Raw genomic sequence first — 7,731 nt, 5'->3', positions numbered from 1 at the left:
CCCACCACCGCAACCCCCGCCGCCGGGCTGCCCAGGATTTCCCGGGCAGCCCGGCGCGGCCCGCCAAAGGAACAACGCATGCCTCTCGTAGCCGGGATCGACAGCTCCACCCAGTCCTGCAAAGTGGTTATCAGGGATTCAGTTACCGGAGCCTTGGTACGCCAGGGCCGGGCCTCCCACCCGGAGGGCACCGAGATCCACCCGGATCATTGGTGGACAGCCCTGCAGGAAGCAATCGCGGCAGCAGGCGGACTCGACGACGTCGATGCCGTATCCGTCGGTGGGCAGCAGCACGGGATGGTGTGCCTCGACGAAAGCGGAAATGTGGTCCGTCCTGCCCTGCTGTGGAACGATACCCGCTCCGCGCAGGACGCTGAAGAACTCATCCGCAACGCCGGACAGGGTGATCCAGCTGCCGGAGCCAGCTATTGGGCGGGCAGCACGGGCACGGTTCCGGTGGCCTCCCTGACGGCCACCAAACTGCGCTGGCTGGCGCGGGTCGAGCCCGAAAACGCGCAACGGACGGCCGCGGTGTGCCTCCCGCACGACTGGCTGTCCTGGCGATTGGCCGGTCACGGGCCCGGAACAGGCCCGGCATCGCTGGAACTGCTCCGCACGGATCGCTCCGACGCTTCCGGCACGGGATACTTTTCGGCGACCAGCGGCGAGTACCTTCCGGATGTCCTGGAGAGCACCCTCGGGCACCTCCCGGTCCTGCCCCTAGTCGTTGGGCCCCTGGAGACGGCAGGCAAGACCCCAGGCGGCGCCCTGATAGGACCCGGTGTAGGAGACAACGCAGCTGCGGGGCTCGGCGTGAGTGCCGGAGTCGGGGACGTTGTCATCTCCATCGGAACGTCCGGAACGGTATTCGCGGTCTCGGATACTCCTTCCCGCGACTCAAGTGGACTGGTGGCGGGCTTTGCCGATGCCACTGGCCACTACCTCCCGCTGGCCTGCACGCTCAACGCCACGCGGATCTTCGATGCCACCGCCGCCTTGCTCGACGTGAGCCTGAACGAGCTTGGAGCCCTGGCGCTGTCCGCTCCGGAAGGTGCGGAAGGCTTGACCCTGGTGCCCTATTTCGAAGGCGAACGAACCCCGAATCTTCCCGAGGCCACGGGATCACTTCACGGACTCACCCTCTCCAACTACACCCCCGCGAACCTGGCCCGCGCGGCGATAGAGGGAGTTGTCTGCTCGCTGGCTGACGGTTTGGCTGCCCTCCAGGCCCAGGGTGTCGATGCCCGGCGGATCATCCTTGTTGGTGGAGGCGCTCAATCAGAAGCTGTTCAACACGTGGCTGCCTCCGCGTTCGGCCTGCCCGTCTTTGTTCCCAAGCCCGGCGAGTACGTCGCTGACGGCGCTGCACGGCAAGCGGCCGGAGTCCTCACGGGCCAGTTGCCCGGATGGCCCGTGGAAGGGCTCACTGTAGACCACGCTGAGCCCCAAGGCGTTGCGCCCTTCCTGGAGAGGTACCGCCATTACGCCGCCAAGGCAGCCATCGGCTGATCCTGGCCGCCAGTGCTTTATCGTGACAGGGTGAGCTCAGAACAATCTGCATCAGCCCGCCCTCCCGTCATGGAGGACGTAGCCCGCGTGGCAGGAGTTTCCCACCAGACTGTCTCCCGGGTCCTGAACAACCACCCGAACGTGAGTTCCAAGACCCGCGAACGTGTAGAGCAGGCCATCACCGAGTTGGGCTACCGGCGCAACACTGCAGCGCGCAGCCTGGTAACCCGACGGTCCCAAACCATAGGGGTGCTGGGCAGTGAGCTTGCCCAGTACGGCCCATCGCACACATTGCTCGGCGTGCAGCAGGCAGCCCGTGACGCCGGCTACTTCGTCAGCGTGGCGGGCCTTCGCGAGGTCACTCCGGAAACCATCAAGGATGCCCTGGCCCACTTCATGGACCAAGGCGTTGACGGCATTGTGGTGACTGTTCCGCATCCGGGCACGTTCGAGGTCCTCAAAGATGTCACCTCCCAGGTGCCATTGGTTGCCGTGGGTTCCGTCGGCGATGAGCAACTGGCTGGCGCCACGGTCGACCAGCGGCAGGGGGCGCGTCTCGCCGTCGAGCATTTGCTGGACCTTGGGCACCGGCGGATCGGCCACCTGTCGGGCCCCTCCGACTGGATCGACGCCGCCGCCCGCATCGACGGCTGGCGTGATGCACTGAACGCTGCCGGCATTGAGCCCGGTTCCCTGATCGAAGGTGACTGGAGTGCCGAATGCGGGTACCGGGAAGGCCTGAAGATCGCGGCCGAACGGGCCGTCACCGCACTGTTTGTGGCCAACGACCAGATGGCCCTTGGGGTATTGCGAGCCTTTCATGAAACCGGGGTGCAGGTTCCCGGTGACATCAGCCTGGTGGGTTTTGATGACCAGCCAGAGTCGGCCTACTTCATCCCGCCGTTGACCACAGTGGCCCAGGACTTCGAAGAACTCGGCCAACGGTGCATTGGGTTGTTGCTGGACCGCATTGAGAGCGGCAGCACCGGCACTGCGGCTACCGTGACTCCGCAGCTCATCGTCCGCTCCACCACGGCGCCGCTCCCCAGCTAAGCCGGAGCATCCCGGCAGCCTCGTCTGGGGCCCGCCCCCGCACCGCCCCGCGGCCCGCCCCCGCACCGCCCGTCCCGTCGCCGGACTTCTCTTGACATCAATGTTGTGAGCGCTAACAATTGCATCAGACGTTCTTCACTTTCCACCCCGACCCCCGGCAATGAGGCCCTGGCCAGCCGGATGGAGACCCCCATGAAAACCTCTGACAACCTCCCGCTCGATGAGCAGTTCGTCATCGGCGTGGACTACGGCACCTTGTCCGGCCGCGCCGTCGTGGTGCGCGTTTCGGATGGCGCCGAGATCGGCAGCGGCGTGTTCGAGTACCCTCACGCCGTCGTCTCGGACCGCCTCCCCACCAGCGGCCACCGCCTCCCTGCAGACTGGGCCCTCCAGGTCCCCAACGACTACCGCGACGTCCTGCGCAATGCCGTCCCGGCCGCCGTCGCCGATGCCGGCATCAACCCGGAGAACGTGGTGGGCATCGCCACCGACTTCACCGCCTGCACCATGGTTCCGACGACGGCGGACGGCACGCCGCTGAACGAGCTGGAACGCTTCGCGGACCGGCCCCATGCTTTCGTCAAACTGTGGCGTCATCACGCCGCCCAGCCGCAGGCAGACCGCATCAACCAGCTGGCCGAAGAGCGCGGCGAGTCCTGGCTCCCCCGCTACGGCGGCCTGATTTCCTCGGAGTGGGAATTCGCCAAGGGCCTGCAGCTTCTCGAGGAAGACCCCGAAGTCTACGCAGCCATGGAGCACTGGGTTGAAGCGGCCGACTGGATCGTCTGGCAGCTCTGCGGAAGCTACGTCCGCAACGCCTGCACGGCCGGCTATAAGGGCATCTACCAGGACGGAAAATACCCCTCGGAGGATTTCCTGGCAGCCCTGAACCCTGACTTCAAGGACTTTGTCAGCAGCAAGCTGGAACACACCATCGGGCGCCTGGGAGATGCCGCGGGATATCTCACCGAAGAAGCCGCCGGCTGGACCGGGCTCCCGGCGGGAATCGCCGTGGCGGTAGGCAACGTGGACGCCCACGTCAGCGCACCTGCCGCAAACGCAGTGGAACCTGGGCAGCTCGTCGCGATCATGGGAACTTCCACCTGCCATGTCATGAACGGCGATGTCCTGCGCGAAGTACCGGGTATGTGCGGCGTGGTCGACGGCGGCATCGTGGATGGACTCTGGGGCTACGAAGCGGGCCAGTCCGGAGTGGGCGACATCTTCGGCTGGTTCACCAAGAACGGCGTACCTCCTGAATACCACCGGGCCGCCGCAGCCCAGGACCAAAGCATCCACGAGTACCTCACGGAACTCGCGGAAAAGCAGGCCATCGGCGAGCACGGACTGATCGCGCTGGACTGGCATTCAGGCAACCGCTCAGTGCTGGTGGACCACGAACTGTCCGGCGTTGTGGTGGGCCAGACGTTGGCCACCAAGCCTGAGGACAGCTACCGGGCCTTGCTGGAGGCCACGGCGTTTGGGACCCGCACCATCGTGGATGCGTTCCGCGATTCCGGTGTTCCGGTGAAGGAGTTCATCGTGGCCGGGGGCCTGCTGAAGAATAAATTCCTGATGCAGGTCTACGCGGACATCACCGGCTTGCAGCTCTCCACCATCGGCTCGGAACAGGGTCCCGCACTGGGTTCGGCCATCCACGCTGCCGTTGCTGCCGGGAAGTACGCGGACATCCGGGAGGCCGCCGCTGCCATGGCCGCCGCGCCGGGGGCTGTGTACACCCCGATCCCGGAGAACGTGGCCGCGTACGAAGTGCTCTTCCAGGAGTACAAAACCCTTCACGACTACTTCGGCCGCGGAACCAACAACGTGATGCACCGCCTCAAGTCCATCCAGCGCCAGGCGCAGGGCGCAGGCGGGGTCTCCGAACCGGCGTCGAACTCTTCCACCGACAACGCTGAGCGGGTGTCCGCATGAACGCCCTTCTGGACACCATCGCGCAGGTCCGCAAGGACGTCTGCGAACTCCATACCGAACTGACGCGCTACGGACTCGTGGTTTGGACGGCAGGCAACGTTTCCGGCCGCATCCCGGGCCATGACCTGATGGTCATCAAGCCCTCGGGAGTCTCCTATGACGACCTCACCCCCGAGCTCATGGTGGTCACCGATCTTTACGGCACCCCCGTCAGGGGCATGAACACCGGCAGCAGCGGCACCATCGACTGGGGCAATCCCGACCTCTCGCCGTCCTCGGACACCGCAGCGCACGCCTATGTTTACCGGCACATGCCCGAGGTCGGTGGAGTGGTGCACACCCACTCCACCTACGCCACGGCCTGGGCGGCCCGGGGTGAGGAGATCCCGTGCGTGCTGACCATGATGGGTGACGAATTCGGCGGGCCCATCCCCATAGGCCCGTTTGCCCTGATCGGTGACGACTCGATAGGCCAAGGCATCGTGGAGACGTTGAAGGACTCCAACTCGCCGGCAGTGCTGATGCAGAACCACGGGCCGTTCACCATCGGCCAATCCGCCCGCGAGGCCGTCAAAGCCGCCGTGATGTGCGAAGAAGTGGCCAAAACGGTGCACGTTTCGCGCCAGCTCGGGGATCCGCTTCCCATCGACCCAGCCAAGATCGCCTCGCTTTACGACCGCTACCAGAACGTTTACGGCCGCTGAGCCGGACCACCAACGCTCTGCCGCCCAACCAGCCACCGCTTTACGCCCATACCCAGGAGCCATCAAATGCCCAACGCCAACAACACCTCGCTCGACCAGTACGAGGTCTGGTTCCTCACCGGCAGCCAGCACCTCTACGGCGAGGATGTCCTCAAGCAGGTCGCCGCGCAGTCGCAGGAGATCGCCAACGTCCTGAACGCCGCTGGTGAGGTGCCGGTGAAGCTCGTCTGGAAGACCGTCCTCACCGATTCCGACGCCATCCGCCGCACCGCCCTTGAAGCGAACTCGGACGATTCCGTCATCGGCGTGACCGCCTGGATGCACACGTTCAGCCCTGCCAAGATGTGGATCCAGGGCCTCGACGCCCTCCGCAAACCGCTGCTCCACCTGCACACGCAGGCCAACCGGGACCTCCCCTGGGCGGACATCGACTTCGACTTCATGAACCTGAACCAGGCGGCCCACGGCGACCGCGAATTCGGCTACATCCAGGCGCGCCTCGGCGTGCCGCGGAAGACCGTCGTCGGGCATGTCTCCAACCCGGAGGTCGCCCGCCAGATAGGCGCCTGGCAGCGTGCCTCCGCAGGCTGGGCAGCGGTCCGGAACCTGAAGCTGACCCGCTTTGGCGACAACATGCGCAACGTCGCCGTCACCGAGGGCGACAAGACCGAAGCCGAACTGCGCTTCGGCGTCTCGGTCAACACCTGGTCGGTCAACGAACTCGCCGACGCCGTCCACGGCGCGGAAGAGTCCGACGTCGACACGCTGGTTGCCGAGTACGAGCGGCTTTACGAGGTGGTGGACGAGTTGAAGGCCGGCGGTGCCCGGCACGAATCGCTGCGGTACAGCGCCCGGATCGAGCTGGGCCTGCGCAGTTTCCTGGAAGCCAACGGTTCCGCGGCCTTCACGACCTCTTTCGAGGACCTCGGCGAACTCCGGCAACTCCCAGGCATGGCCGTCCAGCGGCTCATGGCCGACGGTTACGGCTTCGGAGCCGAAGGTGACTGGAAGACCGCCATCCTGGTCCGGGCGGCCAAGGTCATGGGTTCGGGGCTGCCCGGCGGCGCCTCGCTCATGGAGGACTACACCTACCACCTGGAACCCGGCTCGGAGAAGATCCTCGGGGCGCACATGTTGGAGGTCTGCCCGTCCCTCACGGCGAAGAAACCGCGCGTCGAGATCCATCCACTGGGTATTGGCGGCAAGGAAGATCCCGTCCGGATGGTCTTTGACACCGACGCAGGGCCCGGCGTCGTCGTCGCGCTGTCCGATATGCGCGACCGGTTCCGTTTGGTCGCCAACGCCGTGGACGTCGTCGACCTCGACCAGCCGCTTCCCAACCTGCCGGTGGCCCGCGCGCTCTGGGAACCGAAGCCGGACTTTGCCACCTCGGCCGCCGCGTGGCTGACCGCCGGCGCCGCCCACCACACTGTACTCTCCACCCAGGTGGGACTCGAGGTGTTTGAAGACTTCGCCGAGATCGCCCGCACGGAACTGCTCACCATCGACGAAGGCACCACCATCAAACAGTTCAAGAAGGAACTTGCCTGGAACGCTGCGTACTACAAGTTGGCCGGCGGCCTGTGAGCGCTGAATACAGCCTGAAAGCCGGCGGCTACGAGGCGGTTGTCACGGAACGGTCCGCTGCGCTTCGTGTCTTGCAGTTCGAAGGCCGGGACCTTGTGGTTCCGTTCCCGGAAGGCGGCCCGATCCCGGACTACCGCGGCATCATCGCCGCGCCGTGGCCGAACAGGATCGCTGACGGGAGATACACCTTCGACGGCGTCAGCCACCAGCTGGCGGTCAGCGAACCGGAGCGGGGCACGGCGCTGCACGGGCTCGCTTACCCGCTCGACTGGACCGTCAAGGAACACGACCCCGGTTCGGTCACCTTGACGTGCACTGTGGGACCGACGTCGGGCTATCCGTTCGTGGTGGAACTCTCGACGCGGTATGTCCTGGACGAAACCGGGCTCCACACCTCCGTGACCGCCCACAACGCCGCAGACGTTGCTGCGCCCTACGGGGTCTGTCCGCACCCGTACTTGGTGGCGGGTTCTTCGCCCTTGGACGAGTGGATCCTTGAAGCGCCCGCTTCCTCGTTCCTCGAGGTCACGCCCGACCGCCTGCTGCCGGTTTCGCTGGAACCCGTGGAGGGGCATGAGTTCGACTTCCGTGCGGCCCGTCCGATCGGTGCCACCGAAATCGACCACGCGTTTACGGACGTCACGTTCGACGGCGGGCTGGCGCGGCTGTCGCTGCGCGACCCGGCGGGCACCGGCGTCGGAATGTCGTGGGACGGAAGCTGCCCGTGGCTGCAGATCCATACGGCAGACAAGCCGGCACCCATTCCGAGCCGTATTGGACTGGCCGTGGAGCCGATGACGTGCCCGCCCGATGCCTTCAACAGCGGCACGGACCTGATCCGCCTCGAACCCGGAGCCGAGCACACAGCGTCCTGGAGCATCTACGCCCTGCAGCAACCCAACTAGGGGACAGCACACGTCCTACTGAGCACTCAGTGGAGCAG

6 protein-coding genes are annotated in these 7,731 nt (G+C 65.8%); all 6 read left to right on the top strand.

Features of this window, described 5'->3' with window-relative positions:
- Positions 1–78: 78 nt before the first annotated feature.
- The gene (locus tag PQ627_RS18960; protein ID WP_274262901.1) at positions 79–1,509 is read left to right on the top strand and encodes a xylulokinase; all 1,431 of its coding nucleotides are present in this window, start codon (positions 79–81) and stop codon (positions 1,507–1,509) included.
- A gap of 69 nt (positions 1,510–1,578) precedes the next feature.
- A complete protein-coding gene (locus PQ627_RS18955; RefSeq protein ID WP_274262900.1) occupies positions 1,579–2,562 on the top strand; it encodes a LacI family DNA-binding transcriptional regulator in 984 nt (327 codons plus the stop codon).
- 192 nt (positions 2,563–2,754) lie between these two features.
- Complete coding sequence (araB, locus tag PQ627_RS18950) at positions 2,755–4,497, top strand: ribulokinase (RefSeq protein WP_274262897.1); 1,743 nt, start codon at positions 2,755–2,757, stop codon at positions 4,495–4,497.
- Positions 4,494–5,201 (top strand): L-ribulose-5-phosphate 4-epimerase, encoded by a 708-nt coding sequence (locus PQ627_RS18945; protein ID WP_274262896.1) that lies wholly within the window; start codon positions 4,494–4,496, stop codon positions 5,199–5,201. The genes araB and PQ627_RS18945 overlap by 4 nt, the downstream gene beginning before the upstream one ends.
- Positions 5,202–5,267: 66 nt before the next feature.
- Positions 5,268–6,788 carry an L-arabinose isomerase gene (gene araA / locus PQ627_RS18940; RefSeq protein ID WP_274262895.1) on the top strand — a complete coding sequence of 507 codons (1,521 nt, stop codon included), beginning with the start codon at positions 5,268–5,270 and terminating at the stop codon, positions 6,786–6,788.
- Positions 6,785–7,693 (top strand): aldose 1-epimerase family protein, encoded by a 909-nt coding sequence (locus tag PQ627_RS18935; RefSeq protein ID WP_274262894.1) that lies wholly within the window; start codon positions 6,785–6,787, stop codon positions 7,691–7,693. Before araA ends, PQ627_RS18935 begins: the two co-directional genes overlap by 4 nt.
- The last annotated feature ends 38 nt before the right edge of the window (positions 7,694–7,731 follow it).

The organism is Paenarthrobacter sp. AB444, assembly GCF_028736865.1.
Taxonomy (GTDB): Bacteria; Actinomycetota; Actinomycetes; order Actinomycetales; family Micrococcaceae; genus Arthrobacter; species Arthrobacter nicotinovorans_B.
The sequence above is the reverse complement of the archived record's forward strand: the minus strand, read 5'-3'. Positions and strand labels throughout refer to the sequence as shown.